Source organism: Paenibacillus sp. FSL M7-1455, from assembly GCF_038004655.1.
Lineage (GTDB): Bacteria > Bacillota > Bacilli > Paenibacillales > Paenibacillaceae > Paenibacillus_AQ > Paenibacillus_AQ cookii.
Genome location: NZ_JBBORO010000001.1, coordinates 3,291,377 through 3,307,879 on the forward strand (window position 1 = coordinate 3,291,377; position 16,503 = coordinate 3,307,879).

General features: G+C 53.7%; 16 protein-coding genes and 1 other annotated feature. Of the genes, 2 read left to right on the plus strand and 14 right to left on the minus strand.

Annotation, left to right across the window (positions count from 1 at the left end; translation table 11 throughout):
• Positions 1–4: 4 nt before the first annotated feature.
• Both NYE48_RS15185 and NYE48_RS15190 read right to left on the minus strand, forming a co-directional pair.
• Positions 5–1,384: an amidase gene (locus NYE48_RS15185; protein ID WP_340999261.1), complete on the minus strand. Its 1,380-nt coding sequence runs from the start codon at positions 1,382–1,384 to the stop codon at positions 5–7.
• A gap of 228 nt (positions 1,385–1,612) precedes the next feature.
• Positions 1,613–1,777: a hypothetical protein gene (locus NYE48_RS15190; protein WP_340999262.1), complete on the minus strand. Its 165-nt coding sequence runs from the start codon at positions 1,775–1,777 to the stop codon at positions 1,613–1,615.
• Positions 1,778–2,110: 333 nt separating this feature from the next.
• On the opposite strand from NYE48_RS15190, the gene NYE48_RS15195 reads away from it, so the two are divergent.
• A complete protein-coding gene (locus tag NYE48_RS15195; protein WP_340999263.1) occupies positions 2,111–4,072 on the plus strand; it encodes a translation factor GTPase family protein in 1,962 nt (653 codons plus the stop codon).
• 70 nt (positions 4,073–4,142) lie between these two features.
• On the opposite strand, the gene NYE48_RS15200 is transcribed toward NYE48_RS15195, so the two are convergent.
• Positions 4,143–4,643 (minus strand): GNAT family N-acetyltransferase, encoded by a 501-nt coding sequence (locus tag NYE48_RS15200; protein ID WP_036714003.1) that lies wholly within the window; start codon positions 4,641–4,643, stop codon positions 4,143–4,145.
• 76 nt (positions 4,644–4,719) lie between these two features.
• A complete protein-coding gene (aroC, locus tag NYE48_RS15205) occupies positions 4,720–5,778 on the minus strand; it encodes a chorismate synthase (protein ID WP_212950705.1) in 1,059 nt (352 codons plus the stop codon).
• A 108-nt stretch (positions 5,779–5,886) separates the two neighbouring features.
• Here aroC and NYE48_RS15210 point away from each other — a divergent pair, with 108 nt between their 5' ends.
• Positions 5,887–6,783: a LysR family transcriptional regulator gene (locus tag NYE48_RS15210; protein WP_036714002.1), complete on the plus strand. Its 897-nt coding sequence runs from the start codon at positions 5,887–5,889 to the stop codon at positions 6,781–6,783.
• An 87-nt stretch (positions 6,784–6,870) separates the two neighbouring features.
• Here NYE48_RS15210 and NYE48_RS15215 read toward each other — a convergent pair whose 3' ends face one another.
• From NYE48_RS15215 to NYE48_RS15260, 10 genes are all read right to left on the minus strand, one after another.
• The gene (locus tag NYE48_RS15215) at positions 6,871–7,854 is read right to left on the minus strand and encodes an NAD(P)H-quinone oxidoreductase (protein WP_340999264.1); all 984 of its coding nucleotides are present in this window, start codon (positions 7,852–7,854) and stop codon (positions 6,871–6,873) included.
• A 271-nt stretch (positions 7,855–8,125) separates the two neighbouring features.
• Complete coding sequence (locus tag NYE48_RS15220; RefSeq protein ID WP_340999265.1) at positions 8,126–9,655, minus strand: glycoside hydrolase family 31 protein; 1,530 nt, start codon at positions 9,653–9,655, stop codon at positions 8,126–8,128.
• Between the two features lie 26 nt (positions 9,656–9,681).
• Positions 9,682–10,815, minus strand: a complete 1,134-nt coding sequence (locus NYE48_RS15225; protein ID WP_341000670.1) for a DUF2264 domain-containing protein — start codon at positions 10,813–10,815, stop codon at positions 9,682–9,684.
• A 266-nt stretch (positions 10,816–11,081) separates the two neighbouring features.
• Complete coding sequence (locus NYE48_RS15230) at positions 11,082–11,276, minus strand: small acid-soluble spore protein H (protein WP_212950699.1); 195 nt, start codon at positions 11,274–11,276, stop codon at positions 11,082–11,084.
• A gap of 59 nt (positions 11,277–11,335) precedes the next feature.
• A complete protein-coding gene (locus NYE48_RS15235; protein WP_341000671.1) occupies positions 11,336–12,130 on the minus strand; it encodes a carbohydrate-binding protein in 795 nt (264 codons plus the stop codon).
• A 97-nt stretch (positions 12,131–12,227) separates the two neighbouring features.
• A complete protein-coding gene (locus tag NYE48_RS15240) occupies positions 12,228–13,055 on the minus strand; it encodes a DUF817 domain-containing protein (protein WP_340999266.1) in 828 nt (275 codons plus the stop codon).
• Positions 13,056–13,079: 24 nt separating this feature from the next.
• On the minus strand, positions 13,080–13,319 hold the full coding sequence (locus NYE48_RS15245) for a helix-turn-helix domain-containing protein (RefSeq protein ID WP_036713996.1): 240 nt from the start codon (positions 13,317–13,319) through the stop codon (positions 13,080–13,082).
• A gap of 10 nt (positions 13,320–13,329) precedes the next feature.
• On the minus strand, positions 13,330–13,812 hold the full coding sequence (locus tag NYE48_RS15250) for a DUF2975 domain-containing protein (protein ID WP_340999267.1): 483 nt from the start codon (positions 13,810–13,812) through the stop codon (positions 13,330–13,332).
• Between the two features lie 361 nt (positions 13,813–14,173).
• Positions 14,174–15,259, minus strand: a complete 1,086-nt coding sequence (asd, locus tag NYE48_RS15255) for an aspartate-semialdehyde dehydrogenase (RefSeq protein ID WP_340999268.1) — start codon at positions 15,257–15,259, stop codon at positions 14,174–14,176.
• Positions 15,260–15,447: 188 nt separating this feature from the next.
• Positions 15,448–15,709, minus strand: a binding site (T-box leader).
• A gap of 131 nt (positions 15,710–15,840) precedes the next feature.
• A complete protein-coding gene (locus NYE48_RS15260) occupies positions 15,841–16,311 on the minus strand; it encodes a pyridoxamine 5'-phosphate oxidase family protein (protein ID WP_340999269.1) in 471 nt (156 codons plus the stop codon).
• Positions 16,312–16,503: the final 192 nt, after the last annotated feature.

The window sequence follows — 16,503 nt, forward strand, 5'->3', positions numbered from 1 at the left end:
GCTTTTAATATCCGGCGCATATTTCGTCGCGCAGCCGGTAAAAATCCTGCAGCTGATCCTGCTCGTACGCATACCCGGCACGAATCAGCAAATCTTCCCTGCAGCGCGCGGCGACCAGCTGAAGCCCTACCGGAAGTCCTTCGCTCGTCAGACCGTTCGGGATGGACAGGGCAGGCAGCTCCGCCATATTGAATATGCCGGTGTAGCGGGTCATGGCATCAAAAATGCTTTCCTTGTACGACCCGATCTGGACCTCGTCCACGCCGATTTTTCTTGCCGGAATCGGTATGGTCGGCGTGGCGAGCACATCGATGTTTTCCCTGAACAGTTGATCGAATTTCTTCATGTAGAATTCCTTCATCTTCAGCGCTTCAATATATTGAAGCGCGGTGATATCCCGCGAAGATTCAAGGAAAGCTCTCGCGTCAGCCCCGTACTGCGACAGGCAGCATTCCATCCTGGATTTGTGGACGTATCCTGCTTCGGACGCCGCGATCGTGAGCGAGACGTCGGCGTTGCCCGCAACAAACGACACGTCCGTATCGATCAGGATTGCGCCAAGCGCCTCCAGCGCTTCCAGGGATTTAACATACAGCGCATACGTTTCGGCTTCGATATGCTCGTTGAAATAACTTGTGGGCACGCCGATCCGAAGTCCCCGGATATCCTGCTTAAGGTACGGCAGATAAGACTGCTTTGCCATGGCCCCCGCAAGGATGGCCATATCCGTCATATTGGCGGTCAGCGGACCTACATGATCCAGCGTCCATGAAACGTTAAAGACTCCCTTGGCGGGAACCTTGCCATACGTCGGTTTCAATCCGACGACCCCGCATGATGCAGCCGGAATCCGCACGGAACCGCCGGTATCCGTTCCGACCGAGGCAACCGCCAAGTCGGCGGCCACGGCCGCACCCGATCCGCCGCTCGAACCCCCGGGCGTGTATTCCGGATTCCATGGATTATGGACGGGACCGTAGTGGGGATTGTTGGAGGTTACGCCCAGGGCGTATTCATGCATATTGTTTTTTCCGAGGAGAATGGAATCCTCCCGGTAAAGCCGCTGAACGATTGCCGCGTTTTTATCGGGAACATGATTCGCATCGATCGAAGATCCGTAAGTCGTGCGGATGCCTTTGGTGTCAATGTTGTCTTTATACGAAAGCGGAATGCCGTAGAGCAGCCCCGTCTGTTCGCCCGCGTTTTCTTTGGCCTCGGCCATCCGCGCCTCTTTGACCGCTCTTTGCTTCGCCACCGTGATATAGGTGTTCAGTTCGGGGTCCATGCATTTGATTCGTTTCAAATAATGTTTCGTTATTTCCAGGGGCGTAAACGAATGGTCCGCATAACCCGCCTGCAGTTCTTGTATTGATTTTCTGCCCATGACCTTTGTCTCCCTTCAATCCAAAATAAGGATAGAAAAAAGCCGATCCAATCCGGCTTTTTCCAGCGTCCCTATCAATTTATGCCGGATTTGATAGATTGGTATGGGGAAAAACTCATACATACGGAAAAAGGCTGGACCTCTCTTTCGAGAGGAACCGCCTGCGCAGGTCTGTCGATTGGAATGTAACGTTCCCGCTCGGTGCTTCCGACGGCAAAAAACCGCACATCAAATCGCGATACGCTCCAGAACGCGGCCGACGAAAGCGAATAATCGCTCCCCAAGGTGCATGGACCAATCCATCATATGACCAATAGCCAGCGACAGGCAGCCTAATACCATGACGACCAAAAGGACGTTCAACCATATCTCTTTTTCCTGTTTCTCTTCCATCGTAGTCACCTTCATGTCAAAAAATATGAATCTCGCCTTGCAAAAATGGATGTTGAGGCAACCATGGGCAAGACGATCCGAATGATTCTGAGCCCTAGTATAAAAGATCCTGCCGGTTTTCCCTATTGATTTGGCTTACGCCAACCTTACAGCCTTGTAAGCCATGCCCGCGGTAAAAAACATCTATAATCGATTTCTCCCCCTCACCGCCCGGCCATCACGGGTAAAATAAGGAGCAATAAAACAAACGGAGGCGATTGTCAATGCGGCAACTCAAAAATTCAACTCATTCGAAAGGACCATTTAACATGAGGAAATCGAGGTTTAAACGATATGAAAATCATCAATATTGGGGTGTTGGCCCATGTTGACGCCGGCAAAACGACGCTGACGGAGCAGATCCTGTACCAAACGGGGGTCAAGGAGCGCGCCGGGTCCGTCGACCAGGGCGATACGACGACCGATTCGCTGGAAATCGAACGGAGAAGAGGGATTACGGTCAAATCCGCAGCGGTATCTTTTGATGTGGACGGCTTGAAAGTCAATTTGATCGATACGCCGGGGCACGCCGATTTTATTTCGGAAGTCGAGCATGCTTTAAGCGTGCTGGATGGGGTCATACTCGTCATCTCCGCGGTGGAGGGCGTTCAGGCGCAGACGAGGGTACTCATGCAAACGTTAAAAGAGCAGCGCATACCGACGCTCTTATTCATGAACAAAATCGACCGCCGGGGCGCGAATTATGGGCAAGTGCGGACCCGGATCCAAAACCTGTTGGATCCCCATATCTGCGACATGACGGTCACGGAAAACGAAGGATGCGAAAACGCCGGAGTTCTCCCTGCGGATCCGGTATCCGCAGGATGGCTGGAAACGCTGGCCCTTCAGGACGACGAGCTGCTGCGGATGTATGCGGAGGACATCCCGGTTTCGGCAGACAGGCTGTATGAAGAATTGATCCGGCAAACCAAGGCAGGAAAAGCCTATCCTTTATTCGCCGGTTCTGCGGCCAAAGGCATTGGGGTCGATCGGCTGCTGTCCTGTCTGGGCGATTTCATTCCGACAAACGGATCGGCCGTGCTTTCAACTGCCGAAGACCTTCCGCCGCTGTCGGGGTTCGTGTTTAAAGTGATCAAAGATTCGTCCGACGAACAAGCTGCTTACGTCCGGTTATTCGCGGGCCGGCTTCGGCTGCGGGATGAAGTTCGGGTCATTTCCAGGGCCGGGAACATCCGATCCTTGAAGGTCAAGCAGCTGTACGCCTTGCAAGCCGGAAAAAAAACAGCGGCCGGCTGCATCGAAGCGGGGGACATCGCCGTGCTTCCCGGCAGCGAATTGCACATAGGCGATGTGATCGGCTTCCGTTCCGACCGAATCAAGGACTTTGCCTTCCATAAACCGCCGATCCAGGTCCAGGTACTTGCCGAAAAAAAGGAACATTCGGCGATGCTTCATCAGGCGCTCAGCAGGCTGACCGTCGAGGATCCTTATTTGGAATACCAACACGATCAGTACGCCAACGAGCATACGGTCCGGGTATTCGGCAGGGTTCAGCAGGAAGTGCTGGCCGAGACCATCCGGGAGCAATACGGGATACAGGTGACTTTTTCCCCGCCAAAAGTGCTGTGCATCGAAAAACCGGCCGGTGTAGGGGAATCCGCGGAAATGATGGGGGATCCGGGCAATCTCTTTTGGGCCACCGTCGGTTTCAAAGTCGAGCCGGGAACATCCGGCAGCGGGATCACCTATTCCTTGGCGGTTGAATTGGGGGCCCTTCCCCTTTCTTTTCAGAAGGCTATCCGGGAGACGGTTGAGGAAACGTTGAAAGAAGGTTTGTACGGTTGGCCCGTCACCGATATCGCCGTTACTTTGACGCATACCGGATACGCCAGCCCGGTATCTACGGCCAAGGATTTCCGGAGATTGGCCCCGCTCGTGTTGATAGACGCGTTGTCCAAAGCGGGGACTGCCGTTTTCGAACCTGTGAACGCCGTTCACTTGGTCGTGCCGGAGGCCGCTTTAAGTAAAGTGATCACGCGGCTTGCGCAGCTTGAAGGCTTATTTCATGAGCCGGAGCTTCAAGGGACGGCGGTCCGTTTGAACGGGACCATTCCGGTGCGTACGGCCGATCGGCTGCAGACGGAGCTGAGCTCGTTAACCAACGGCGAAGGCCTGCTGTCGATGAAGCCGGGCGGATACGCGGAAGTCCGGTCCGCTTATCCGGAAAATGAACGCAGACGGTTAAATCCTTTGAACCGAGGGGAATACTTGCTGCGCTTGAACAAGATTCTGTAAATCCATAAAAAAAGAGTCCCGGTTCGCCGCCTTAGGCAATCGAGACTCTTTTTTCTTTGCAACTTTGGGATCAACCGATCGTTTTCTCCATGACATAATCGTCCATCACAAAACCGTTCCCGATGTCCGCTACCTGGGTCTTGACGGTTTCGAAGCCTTTTTTGTTGTACACGGCGATGGCCGAATGATTATGCCGGTTGACCGTCAACCAGATCGAGGCCAATTTTCGCTCTTTGCAGCGCCCGGTCAGTTGTTCCATCGCTTGGCTGGCATATCCTTTTCCCCGCTCTTCCTTGCGGATGTAGAATTTGCTCAGGAACAGCTTGCCTTCATCCTCTCTGACGGCCAAATAGCCGACGTTCCGGCTCTCTGCTTTCATGACGTAATATTCATATCCTTGCCTTTTGATTTGCTCCGTCATGGCCGGAGCGGATTGGAATTTCTCCACCATATATGCGATTTGTTCCTTCGAGATAATGCTTACGAAATACTCGAACCAAATTTGCGATGCCATTTCAGCCACGGTTGCGATTTCGTTCTCCGTTTCCACTTTGGCCAGCATCAAGTCCATAACCTTCCCCTCCTGTGTTTGCGCATGGCAAAAGGAAAAGGCCAGCCGATCGAAAATCCGTCGGCTGACCCCCTTTCTATTCGTCCAGCAGAGCTGCCTGACGTTTGTAATGATCTTCGACGACCATGCATGCCATCGCCTCGATCACCGGCACGACGCGCGGACAGATGCACGGATCATGTCTGCCGATCGTTTGAATCTCCCTTTCGTTCCCTTCCACGTCCACGGTCCGCTGCGGAGCGGAGATCGACGACGTCGGCTTGACGGCCACCCGGAACACGATCTCTTCCCCCGTGCTGATGCCGCCGATGATGCCTCCCGCGTTGTTGGTGAGGAAACCGCTCGCGTCCATCTGGTCGTTGTGTTCGCTGCCCCGCATCGCGGCCGCCTGAAAACCGGCGCCGAATTCGATGCCTTTGATCGCCCCGATCGACAGCATGGCTTTGGCCAGCTCCGCATCCAGCTTGTCGAACACGGGCTCTCCGAGTCCCGGCGCGACGCCGCGAATGCGGCATTCGACGATGCCGCCGCAGCTGTCGCCTTCGGCCGACAACCGTTCGATAAGTTCGATCATGCGTTCGGCCGCCGCCGGATCGCATGCGCGCACCGCGTTGCGTTCAATGGCGCTTTCATCGAAAACGTCGCATTGGATGCCGCCGATCTCGGTCGTGTAGGCCACGACCGAAACGCCCCGACGTTCCAGCAATTTCCGCGCCACGGCGCCAGCGGCCACCCGGCCTGCCGTTTCTCTGCCCGAAGCTCTGCCGCTGCCGCGGTAGTCGCGGATTCCGTATTTTTTGTCGTAGGTGAAATCCGCATGTCCCGGTCTGTACATGGATTTGATGTCATCGTACGCCGAAGGGCGCATGTCCGTGTTGTTCAACAAAATGCACAGCGGCGTGCCGGTCGTGCGTCCCTCGAATATTCCGGATACGATCCGGATTTTGTCATATTCCTTGCGCGGCGTCGTAACGGAGGATTGCCCCGGCTTTCTCCGGTCCATCTGAACCTGAATGTATGCTTCGTCCAGCTCGACCCCCGGCGTAACGCCTTCCACGATGACGCCTACCGCCTCCCCGTGGGATTCTCCGAACGTGGTCATTTTCAATCGTTCTCCAAACGTGCTTCCTGCCATATCGATTCCTCCATGTTGTTGGGATTCCTTTTTATATAGTTTAGCGTTATATTTGAAATAAATGAAATTGCAATTTTCCCTGTTTGACATAGAGAGGATTGATATCAAATGGTCATCAATACCGAATGGTACCGCATCTTCCTTCATGCTGCCGAACATTCCAACCTTACCAAAGCGGCTCAAACCTTGCATATGACGCAGCCTTCCGTTAGTTACGCCATCAAGCAGCTGGAAGAAGCGCTCGGGGTCGCTTTGTTCGACCGGCTGTCGAAGGGCGTGCGGCTGACCCAGGAAGGCCATGCCTTGTACCTGCACGTGAGACAGGCTTTTGCTGAACTGGATTCCGCGGAGCGGCACATGAAGAAGCTGAAGGGCTTCAGCGAAGGAAGGCTGCGCATCGGCGCAAACGGAGCGATCATCAAGGATTTCCTCCTGCCGTCGCTCGACGTTTACCATGCCCGATATCCGCATGTGCGAATCCAGATGTCCCAGGAAAAAACGAGCCGGATATTGGAGCGCCTGAAAAACGGTTCGCTCGATCTCGGGTTCGTCCATCTCCCGATTTCGGACGACGAGATCATGATCCATTCCACCCAAGCCTCCCCGTATTGCGCGGTGGCAGGCACCGCCTTTGCCGATTGGGCCCGGCAGCCTCTATCGGCGGCAACGCTAACCAAGCTTCCTTTGTTGATGTTATCTCCCGACAGTTCGACCCGCTCTTTTATCGAAGGGTGGTTTCGATCGCAGGGATTTGAAGCGGAAGCCGATTTCGAGTTAACCAATTTGGACATGCTGGCCGAGTTTGCAAGGCGCGGGTACGGGGTTGCTTTTTTGCCCCGAACGTTTGTCGCTTCCGATATCGCGGACGGTTCCCTGCTGGAACTTGTCACGGAAATTCCCTTGCCCGACCGGCGGATCGGCATCGCGGTCCCGAAGGCCCTGACCCCGTCGTTGGCCGCAGGGGCGTTTTTGGAGCTGCTTCAGGACAAAAAAGACCGGGCTTAAGGTAAACAAACTTCAGATTCGAAAGAAAAACAGGAGGATGACCCGCGCTAACGGGGCTGTCCTCCTGTTTTTAACATGTTCCGATCTTTACCGTGTTTTCACGTCCAGGATGATTTTCCCGATATTCCGGTTGCCCAGCATATGCTCGTGCGCTTCCTCCGCTTCTTCCAAAGGAAAGGACGTATCGACGACGGGCAGAATCTCCCTTTTTTCGAAATAAGGCAGCACCGCCTGGTAAAAATCCCGCGTCAACCGGGCTTTGTAATCGTCGTCCCGCGGCGTCAGCAGCGTTCCCGTCACCTCGATCATTTTGGACATCAGCGGAAACAAGTCCACCTTCTCGACGGTGCTGCCTCCCAAAATGCCGATCAGCACCCAGCGGCCGCCTTTTTTGATGCTGTTCAAATTCCGGGTCCAGTAATCCGCTCCGACGAAATCAAGGATGACATCGGCCCCTTGGCCCTCCGTGGCCTTCAGCACTTCCTCGTCAAAGTTTTGCTCTTTATAGTTGATAAGGACGTCGGCACCAAGCTTTTGGCAAAAATCAAGCTTTTGCCGGCTGCCGGCCGTCACGATGACTTTGGCGTTGCGCAGCTTTTTCGCGAGTTGAATCGCCGCCGTGCCCACCCCGCTTGCGCCGGCATGAATTAATACCGATTCGTTCTCCCGGAGCTTTCCGATCCAAAACAGCGTTTGATAAGCCGTCAGGAACACCTCCGGGATCGCGGCCGCTTCCGCGAACGTGAAGGATTCCGGAATTTTCATCGCCCGATCCGCGGGCATAACGGCATATTCCGCATAACCTCCCCCATTGACCAACCCCATGACGCGGTCGCCGGCTTTAAATCCGGTATCGCCGCTTGCCTCTGCGACCGTTCCGGCGACTTCAACGCCTAAAATGGGATGGGTCATATAACCCGCCTTCCCCTGCCGGTTAACGATATCGGTCCGGTTGACCGCTGCAGCATGCACTTGGATCAGCAGTTCGCCCGCAGCCGGGCGCGGAATTTCCACTTCTTTCATTTCGAGCGAACGACGCTCGTCCGATCGATTGACCGTGACACCTAACATGGCATAGCCTCCTGCGTTTTAGCGTGATGTATATGAGATTATGATCGCCAAGATGGCCGATTCTATGACCCGTACCTTTTTTATTATAGTGCCCGGCTTTTTTTATCACAAACTAGGGCGGCCGGCCGCCGTCGCTGAAGCAGATCAAAATAGTCGTGCCATGATTGACTCCATGTCTTCTATCATGGTTATAAGGAGTTATAGACCGGGGCATAATCAATCGGCAGTCCAGCGCTTGAAGATCAAGCGGCTGGACTGCTTTTTTGGCGTTTTATTGCTTTCGGTACCACGGAAGCCTCGACAGCGGAGCGGCAACTTCCCGTTCGCACGGTCCGATTACGATGCTGCCGTCATCCCCCTGCCACGTTCCGGACGGGAAGACTATTTTACGCGTTACCGCGCCCTTTTTGACTACCGGAGCCACCAAAATATCGTCCCCCAGCATAAATTGATCGCTTACCTGCTCATATCCTTCTTCCGGAAACACATAGGCCAAATGCCTCATGATCGGTTCACCCGTTGCTGCGGCGGACTTGGCCAAAGCCGCGATTTCCTCTCCCATTCGGCAGTGCAAATGCGCCGCTCGAATGCAATGCTCCAAATGCGTCTCATCCAGCACCCTCCACGGCGCGGTAGAAAATTGCATCATCGGGAACAACGCCGAACACTGTGCGTAACGGACGAACAGCTCGGCATCGACTTCAAAATCAGGCAGGATCAAGTCCCCGTACTGCCCGCCGCCGACCATGTCCGGACAATGAAACGCATAACCCGCAAGTCCCTGCGCCAAACCGTTCGGAATCAAGCTGGCCAGGCCGTCGTTTCCCCAGCTGTGGTTTTTGTCGCTGAGCCGCTGCACCAACGGCTGCCCTGCGCATTTCCAGCAAGCCCGGTATTCGTTGAAGGCATATCGCAATCCGATGCGGGCCCAAGCCTCGCATTGGCCGTTCGGCGTCATCGGCTGAGCGCTGACATCATCGGTACGGTAATATTGGGGATCTCCCGCGTCCAATTTAAAACCGTCCACTCCGTAATTATGGATAAGCCGGTCCAGTTCGCCAGTAAACCAATCGACGGCTTCGGGATGCGATCCGTCCAAAACGGCGCTGTACCCGTTCCACCATTCTCTGACGATCGGGCTTCCTGCGGAATTCCGCAGCAAATACCCCCGCTGCCGGAGCATGCGGAACACCTCGCCGTCCGGGCTGATAAAGGGGCAAACCCACAGCATGACGCGGAATCCGAGCTCATGGAGCCGGTCGATCATGCCTCTCGGATCGGGGAAACGGCCCGGGTGGAATTCAAGCGTTCCGTAATCTTCATGCCAATTGTCGTCGATCATCAGAATCCCCGGCGGAAGCCCGTGTTCAAGGATCGCCTCCGCATAGGCTATCACCTTCGCCTGTGTCGGCTCGTAGCTCATTTCCATCCAGGTGTTATACTGGGGAACGTTAAAAAACTGCATGTCCGGATACGTTCCGGATGGCGGGAAATGGTTTCGGGAGGCCTGAAGGAACGCGCCGCGCAAATTCCCTCCGTCCGCTCCGAACGTCAATGACCCCTTCTCCCCTTCAATGGTTAATTGGCCTTTGGCCAACGCAAAACGGAAGGGCTCATCCGACCAGACATACCTCCCTTTGTTTGAAAGAAGCCGCGGATTCCCCTGATTGTACGCCAGGTCCCCCGACAGATCGCGCCGATGCGGCAGTGCCCCGAAAGGCATATGCGTCCCGTCCTGAACGGCCCCGCCCCACCAGCATTCACCAGGCAATAAAGGAATCGTTATCGTTTCGTTATACATGAATTTCCCTCCTCTTTTCCCGCCGCCTACAAGCTTTTATCGATCGGAAAAGAACGTCCCGACCATGCCCGGCGCGAGGTCCAATCCTGGTCCGGATCGCTCCAGAACGGAGACTCCGCCGGAAGCCCCAGCGGCAAAAAGACCAGGGAACAAAGATATACACTTCCGGTCGAAATGTATAACTCGCCGATTTCCGGCTGGTCGCCGCAAAAGCCGATGTTCAGCCACCCCTGTTCGTCATAAAAACCCGGGGCTTCCGCCATTCGCCGCATGACCGCCGTCAATGCGCAGCGCACTTGGGACGGGGCAAGCTTGTCGGGAAGTTCGCCGCGGAGCGCCATATGGCTTAACGGCTGAAAAGCGCCGAAACGGTACGCCAGCGATCGGCCGATCGGAGGAAACGTCCCTTCCGGCGAAATCAACCTTTCCTGGATCGCCGCATACCGTTTTGTTCTCTGAACGGCCATTTCCTTCCGGGCGGCCCAATCCCCGTATCGATCGCCGACCGTTTCCAGAATATCAAGCAGCATCGGATGAATGACGAACCCGTTGTAATAGTCCCATGCGAACTCCTCCCCGTCCGAATACAGCCCGTCGCCCACGTACCAATGTTCATGCTGCTTTAGCGCATAGTCGATCCGCATCGGGTCCCACTGCTCGCCGATCCGGAACAAACATGCCTCCACCGTCGCCGCAAACAGCAGCCAGTTGTTGTAAAAAGGCCTGACTCGCCGAATCGCATACAAAGCTTGCGCCACATTTCGTCGGACTCGGGCGTCCAGTTGATCCCACAGCTCGTTCGGCGCACGCAGAATCGCCTGGGCCAGAAACGCGATGTCGACCAGCGGCTGCTCGCCTTCGGTCAAGTTGACGTAATCCGGGGAATCCGGATCCGTCCCCGCATCGATCGCCATCCGCGCCAACGCCGCGTACCGCTCGCGCAGCTCCCCTTCCGCTCCAGACCGTGCGCCCGATTCAAGCCAAGGAGCCATGCCGGCCAGCAATCGGCCGAGCGCCTCCAAATGCATATACCGAATCCGCGAAGGATCCCCTTTAATCGGCATCACGGTTTTCAACCGTTTTTCGGAAAGCGCACTCAAAACCGGGTCCGCAATGCGGCACAGCGTCTCCACCCAATACTTTCTGCTGTCCAGTACCATATCCAAGTCGCACCTCATTTTTATCGAAATGATGTCATCCCTTGCCAAATCATCTACAACCAAATAACTCATTTCTTCGCGACCCGCCCATTTCCTTTTCTAACTTTAAATTTATTCGACAACAACGCATCAAAAAAATCCCCCGCCGGATTCCTCCGACAGGGGATTTCATTGCAGTTATGGCCGACGCCGGGCACTTCCCCGAACCGTTGAAGGTTCTTGGCACGCTTTTTCGCGCCGGGATATTGCAGGTCGGTATCGCGTTTTTATCCCAACGCTCCATCTTGCTCCGATAACGAATATAACGGCACTTCCCGTTCCTCTTCCGGATTGCCGAGCGGATAGATGCGGGCCGTTTCCGTTTGCTCGTTGACGTGCTGGATGTAGATCTGCGTGCCTTCGCACAGCACGTTTGCCATGACGGGTGACGCAGCGATTTCTTTTGCCCTTTGAACATTCATGCGAAAAGGCCTCCTTGCTTGATCGGTACGCCTTTTACTATGCGCTAAGCCAATAATCGCTATTCGCGTTTTGCCCCTTCGCGGCCGAATATCTCGATCTGGCTCAGCGCCGGGAACGGGGACGGATCATCTGCTTTTATCAGTTCTTTTATCGTGACCCACTCCACGTTGCGCGGCTCAAAAACGATCGTTTGCTTCTTGCGGGTTTTGATCAAATCCGCCGTATGCCGGCTTCCGTCCGAAAATGCCAACGTAGCCCGCTCCCAATAACTGTCGTGCGGGAAATCGGCCCGGATCGTTAACGCGACCTTATCGATTTCGACGAGCCTGCCAAAATGGACGGTAAGCTCCGCATCGGGACGCTGGTTGATTCCCCAGGATTCGAACGGCCACTTTCCGTGCGAAAAGTTCACGCCGTTGCCATTAATCACGTTTCGGGCGGCAAACACGGATTCGCCGCGCGTTTCCACGTTGGCGCAAGCGTGCGGGAAACACGCAACGTTTTCGTGCTGGTCGTACACATTAAGCGCAACATCCTTGTAAGCGCCGATTTCATCTTCCGTTCCCAATCGCACGGTCAACACATGCAATTCGCCCGCAAAGGCTTTCGGGGAATAGGAAAACTTTTTTTCGCCAAACGGTACGGCAAAGCGGTATTCGGTTTCCGCTAAATAGACGAAAGCCGGCCCCATGGCATCGTCAAGCTGAAGGATGAGATAAACGTTTTTCGATTCGCTTCGTAAAATGATTTCGTCCCCTGGCTGATAGGCACCCGAATATACGAGTTGGGCTTGGCCGTCATCCGAGCCGGCTGCCTTGACGATCCCGTCGTTGCCGCGAACTTCGAGGGTCATTCGGTTCAATTGGCATCCTCCCCATGTTCATGTTTGCTGTGATCCTTTACCACCATATCACAACTTCCTGAAACTGGGTACTCCCGCTTGGAACATGTCAAGAATCGGACTTTTTAAACGAAAGGCCTTGACGTTTCAACAATGGCGCGGCATCCGTCCCGGCGGGCTGATTCCCCTTCACCTGCTTTAACGTCGCTACGATCAAAAAACTAACGATCACCAACAAAAGCCATGAACTCACCTTCCCGAGATGGACCAAACTCCACGCTTCGGCCTGATTCGGATATTTCCAAGCTCCAAAAAACGTGGCGATATTTTCGGCGATCCATATAAAAAATCCGATCAGCACGAAGGAAAGCGCGAGCGGCATCCGGTACCGCGTTCCATTGACCTCGTAAACGACCCAGGATTTCCAAAAGACGACGATGACCAGTCCCGACAACCACCAACGTACGTCAATCCAATAATGGTGGGTGAAAAAATTCAAATATATCGCCGCCGCCAGGGATACAACCGCCATAAACGGAGGCCACCGGACCAGTTCGACCTTCAGCCTTCTCCATGCCTGGCAAAGATAACTCGCTACGCTTGCGTACATGAATCCGCTGTACAAAGGCACTCCGTAAATTTTGAAATATCCTTCCTCCGGATAGGACCACGAGCCCATATGTACCTTAAAAAGCTCCAGGGCCAGGCCGATCAGGTGGAACAAGGTGATGACTTTCAGTTCATCCCGCGTTTCAAGCCCAGAGCGGACCATCCACCATTGCATCAAAAGACAGATGATGAGCAGCCAGTCATACCGCGGCAGGAAGGGAAGCGGAATGATCTGCGTTAGAGCCAAAGAGGCGAAAATAACGACGGGAAACAAACATGAAAGGGCCTGCTCCCAACCGAAACGGACGAGTTGCTTTAGTGCTCTCAAAATCCTTCCCCCCCATGCTTGAGTTTAAAAATCTCCTTTGGATGAATCACGGGAGTCTTCGTCGCTCCGGTATTCCAGAATATCTCCTGGCTGACAGTCCAAAGCCTTGCAAATCGCCTCCAAAGTGGATAAACGAATCGCTTTTGCCTTCCCGTTTTTTAATATCGAAAGGTTGGCCATCGTGATCCCGACCCTCTCCGACAGTTCCGTGACGCTCATTTTCCTTTTGGCCAGCATGACGTCAATATTGATGATGATTGCCATAGTTTTCACCTCAGACCGTTAAATCATTTTCAGATTTGATGTCGATCGCTTCTTTGAGCAATTTTTGAAGCACGGCCGCAAACACCGCAATGACCATGGAAGCGAAAGGAACCACCAAGCCGACGAAGATCACGCCCGGGGCGTCGTCCTTCTCCGCAAAGAGATAAAACAGCGGCAGGACCAGCACGTGCAAAATACTGATGGCGATGGCGCAGCGTTTGATGTTCTTCAGAGCCATGACGGCCAAATCGGAGAACGCCTTGCTTTGATCGATGTACTGCAAAAGCTTGAAGGCTTGGTACAAAGCAATGTAAAAAGGAATGGCCGACGCGTAAAAGACGGCGAAAACCAGATATTTGACAAGCGCGAACTCCGGAAGCAACTCCGCCGCAAGCTTCCCTAACTCAGGCACCAAAAAGACGCACAAGGCAAGGATCGGAACTCCAATGAAAAACAGGGCTATTTTCAAAAAAAGCGTTGACACCCGTTGCATAAAAAGCACCTCACTCATTGATTATCAACTTGAATTTAGCATACTATTTATCGTTTTACAATAAATAATTGCCGTTTAGGGTCATGTTTTTGTTGTCATTTAGAAAAAACTCCGTCAGCCGCCCTGCTTGCAAAAGGAAAAAACCGCGGAAGACCGCGGTTTGTCAAAGCGTGCGCGTTTCGCGCCGCATCCTTTGCCATAGTTCATCATCCGTTCATCCACATGACCTTCAACGTTTTTGCCCATGGGGAAAGACGCTCCGTGGAAAGCGATCCTGCGGTGGAATGTCCGTTCAAAAAAGCATCGGTGAAAAAAAACAGCAAGCCCCTGAAATCAGGATGCCTGCTGCTTTTTATGACTATTATTTTGCCTGAATATATCCTTCCGCTTTCAGCAATTCGGCAATCAGTACGGCGCCGCCTGCCGCTCCGCGGAGCGTGTTGTGCGAAAGGCCGACGAATTTGTAATCGTAAATGGCATCCTCGCGCAATCTGCCCACCGAAACGCCCATGCCGCGTTCGATGTCGCGGTCCGGCTTCGTCTGCGGACGGTTTTCTTCTTCAAAATACGTGATGAACTGCTGCGGCGCGCTCGGGAGGCCAAGCTCCTGCGGACGGCCTTTGAACTCGCGCCAGCGCGTGATGATCTCCTCTTTGGACGGTTTGTTTTCAAAGGAGACGAAGACGGTGGCCAAATGTCCGTCCGTGACCGGAACGCGGATACATTGGGTCGTAATGAGCGGCGAGCTTGCCTTGACGATTTCGCCGTTTTGAAGGCTGCCCCAAATGCGCAGCGGCTCCTGCTCGCTTTTTTCCTCTTCGCCCCCGATGTAAGGGATCACGTTGTCGAGCATTTCCGGCCAATCGGTAAAGTTTTTGCCTGCGCCGGAGATGGCTTGATACGTCGATGCGACCACTTTTTCCGGTTTGAAGTCAAGCAAGGCATGAAGCGCCGGCACGTAGCTCTGAATGGAGCAGTTCGGTTTTACCGCGATAAACCCCGTTTTGGTGCCCAGACGTTTTCTTTGCGCTTCAATCACGCCGATATGGTCCGGGTTGATCTCCGGAATGACCATCGGAACGTCAGGCGTCCAGCGATGGGCCGAGTTGTTGGAAATGACCGGAGTTCCCGTCTTGGCGTAGGCTTCCTCCAGCGCTTTGATTTGATCCTTGCTCATATCCACCGCGCAGAAAATAAAATCGACCTGCGAAGCGAATTCCTCCACCTGCGATGCATCCTGCACGACGATGGTTTTGACCGGCTCCGGAATGGGACCGGCCATTTTCCATCTGCCCTGCACGGATTCCTCGTACGTTTTGCCCGCCGAGTTTTTGCTCGCCGCAATCGCAGTCACTTCAAACCAAGGATGTTGATCCAGCAGCTGCACAAAACGCTGGCCAACCATTCCCGTTCCTCCGACAATACCCGCTTTAAGTTTTTCAGACATAAGTTTTCAATTCCTTTCGATTGTGTCATCTGGCTTCAGGTTTGTTTGGATCGTCCGTGTACCGGACTCGTATTGTTGCGAAATTCCCTTACTCAATAACTATTCAATGCATCTTTGCCGCGTACATGGCGTACATGACCTATATGAATGCTTGATACAATAAAAAATCCCACCCCCAAGACCGTAGTCTTAGGGACGAGATTTGAACACTCGTGGTACCACCCCAAATTCGCCAATATGTCGCCATATTGGCCTCTTCAAGTACGGCATGCAAACCATGCATATACTCTAGCTCTGTAACAGGAGCACCTGGCACACTATCCCCGCGGCTTGCGGTTCCAATGTGCTGCTCGGAGGCTTTGTTCAATAAACGCTTCTTTGCTCCTTTTCAGCGGACGGAGCTCTCTGGGAAAGAATCGGCTTATCTACTCTTCTCTTCATCGCATTTGATATGACGCTTCATTAGATATTACGTTAATAATATAAAAAAATCGTTTGAAGGTAAATATGTTTTTTGAATTTTTCGCGCGGGTGGTTCAAATTTCCCTGTCGAATGCCTTGGCGCTTGCGGGACGGCCCGCTTAACGCTTGGTTTCCTTTACCGTTTCGCTCCAACGCTCGAGCACTTCGCCTTCATGCTTCAACCGGATTTGAATGCCCGAGGTAATGTCCGCATATTTGGCCTGATCCTCTTTAAACGATTCGACGGCGGCCGAAAACCGTTCCAACGGATGTTTAGCGCCTTCCAATATGCCGATGCGATGAAGCGAAAGCCTTACGTAATTCACCTTGCCTTTATAGACGGCGACGAGAACGGCTTTGCCGCTTCGGATGCAATTTTGGGTCGTGTTCGTTCCCGGCCACAATGCGATCCGCAGCGTTTTTTTATCCAGGGCGACGATTTCGCCGACGCTGACCATGGCGTTGTGCGGCCATCCGTCTTCGGTTACGGTCATCAAAAACATCGCTTCATGCTGTTTCCGTTCGAGATGTTCGCCGTTTAAGAGTTCGAAAAGGTCATCCGAAAGTTCGGAACCGTGCAAATGCTGCATTTCCCTACATCCTTTCAAAAAATGAAGTCGACCGGCCAACGTGACAGGGCCCCCACCAGCGAACCAGATGCCCGGTTTCCGTCCATGCCTGCCACACCAATTTCGCGCGGCGCATCAAAAGTACGGTTGAATAAGATTTCCCGGTCCTGTAGGTGTGCTCCGTTTCCACCCCGTTAGCCCAATCCTCCATCG

Coding starts and splice junctions, on each gene's coding strand:
- NYE48_RS15210 (WP_036714002.1), top strand. CDS start 5,887: ATGGTCATCAATACCGAATGGTACCGCATCTTCCTTCATGCTGCCGAA.
- NYE48_RS15245 (WP_036713996.1), bottom strand. CDS start 13,319: ATGGCAATCATCATCAATATTGACGTCATGCTGGCCAAAAGGAAAATG.
- NYE48_RS15200 (WP_036714003.1), bottom strand. CDS start 4,643: ATGGACTTGATGCTGGCCAAAGTGGAAACGGAGAACGAAATCGCAACC.
- NYE48_RS15185 (WP_340999261.1), bottom strand. CDS start 1,384: ATGGGCAGAAAATCAATACAAGAACTGCAGGCGGGTTATGCGGACCAT.
- NYE48_RS15260 (WP_340999269.1), bottom strand. CDS start 16,311: ATGCAGCATTTGCACGGTTCCGAACTTTCGGATGACCTTTTCGAACTC.
- NYE48_RS15220 (WP_340999265.1), bottom strand. CDS start 9,655: ATGTATAACGAAACGATAACGATTCCTTTATTGCCTGGTGAATGCTGG.
- NYE48_RS15225 (WP_341000670.1), bottom strand. CDS start 10,815: ATGGTACTGGACAGCAGAAAGTATTGGGTGGAGACGCTGTGCCGCATT.
- NYE48_RS15235 (WP_341000671.1), bottom strand. CDS start 12,130: ATGACCCTCGAAGTTCGCGGCAACGACGGGATCGTCAAGGCAGCCGGC.
- NYE48_RS15190 (WP_340999262.1), bottom strand. CDS start 1,777: ATGGAAGAGAAACAGGAAAAAGAGATATGGTTGAACGTCCTTTTGGTC.
- asd (WP_340999268.1), bottom strand. CDS start 15,259: ATGTCTGAAAAACTTAAAGCGGGTATTGTCGGAGGAACGGGAATGGTT.
- NYE48_RS15215 (WP_340999264.1), bottom strand. CDS start 7,854: ATGTTAGGTGTCACGGTCAATCGATCGGACGAGCGTCGTTCGCTCGAA.
- aroC (WP_212950705.1), bottom strand. CDS start 5,778: ATGGCAGGAAGCACGTTTGGAGAACGATTGAAAATGACCACGTTCGGA.
- NYE48_RS15250 (WP_340999267.1), bottom strand. CDS start 13,812: ATGCAACGGGTGTCAACGCTTTTTTTGAAAATAGCCCTGTTTTTCATT.
- NYE48_RS15230 (WP_212950699.1), bottom strand. CDS start 11,276: ATGAATGTTCAAAGGGCAAAAGAAATCGCTGCGTCACCCGTCATGGCA.
- NYE48_RS15195 (WP_340999263.1), top strand. CDS start 2,111: ATGAAAATCATCAATATTGGGGTGTTGGCCCATGTTGACGCCGGCAAA.